This is a genomic window from Arenimonas sp., assembly GCF_019459675.1.
In the GTDB taxonomy this organism is placed as follows: Bacteria; Pseudomonadota; Gammaproteobacteria; order Xanthomonadales; family Xanthomonadaceae; genus Arenimonas.
Window position 1 is genome coordinate 1 of the sequence record NZ_JAIBFH010000023.1, and the last position, 1,174, is coordinate 1,174.

1 protein-coding gene is annotated in these 1,174 nt (G+C 73.8%); it reads right to left on the reverse strand.

Translation table 11 applies throughout. From position 1 onward, the window contains the following. A partial coding sequence (locus K0M70_RS00820) for a response regulator (RefSeq protein WP_290778008.1) occupies window positions 1-1,174 on the reverse strand: 1,174 nt, incomplete at both ends.

Below are 1,174 nucleotides of genomic sequence, written 5' to 3' on the forward strand. Positions count from 1 at the left end.
GCCGGGGGCCAGCCCGGGCGGCGGTGCCGGGGCGTCCGGCCGGACCTGGGCGCTGTCGGGTGCGCCCGGCCGCGCGGGCGCCGACGGCACCATGGGCCGCGCCGGCGGGATGCCGGTGGCCAGGCCCGGTGTTGCCGCAGGCGCGCGCGGCGGGAAAGGCACGATCGGGCGCGGCTGCATGTCGGGGAAAGCGGGACGCGGCGGCAGCACCGGCGGCGCCGGACGCGGAGCCTGCGCCGCCGGGGCGGGCGCAGGTGCCGGGGCCGGGGCCGCAGCGCGCGCCGGTGCGGCAGCTGGCGCGGGCGCGGGCGCAGTGTCGGCGGCAGTGGGCAAAACGGGCTGCGGGTGGCTCTGCAGCCAGCGCGCGATGGTGGCTTCCAGCAGGCGGCGGTCCACGGGCTTGGACAGGTAATCGTCCATGCCGGCGTCCAGGCACTTCTGGCGGTCGCCGGCCATGGCGTTGGCGGTCATGGCAATGATGGGCAGGCGCGCCAGCCCGGTGGCGCTTTCATGCTGGCGCCATTCCAATGACGCGGTGTAGCCGTCCTTCACCGGCATCTGGCAGTCCATCAGCACCACGTCCAGGTTGCCGGCGTACATGCGCTCGAGGGCCTTTTCGCCGTTGTCGGCGGTTTCGCAGTGCAGGCCCAGCATGCCCACCAGGCGCTGGGCCACCATCAGGTTCACGGGATTGTCTTCCACCAGCAGCACGCGGCCGCGCAGGCGCCCCACGCGCGGTTCGCCGCCGTCGGTTGCTTCGGGTATCAAGGTGCGCTCCTGTGCGATGGGTTCCGGGTCGTCCTGCTTGGCGGCCACCGGCCCCGACAGGAATTTGCTCAGCCCGCTGCGCAGCTCGGTGTTGCCGATCATGCGCGACAGCAGCAGGGCATACGGGCCCTGCACCAGTTCGTTGGCAATGGGTTCGTCGCCCTGCAGGTAGGCCACGCGCAGGTCCTCGAGCTCGGGCATGCGGCGCAGGTTGCGGTGCAGAGCGATGGCGGTGCTGCGCACGCTGGTCAGGTCCACCAGCAGCAGGTCGAAGGTCCAGCCGGCGCCGCGGCTGACGGAGGTCCGCAGGCGGGTCAGCGCATCCTGGGTGGTGTCGGTTTGCGTCAGCGTGGCGCCCCAGCCGGGGGCGGCCAGCGACAGGCGCTGGCGCAGCGCCGCGTCGGTG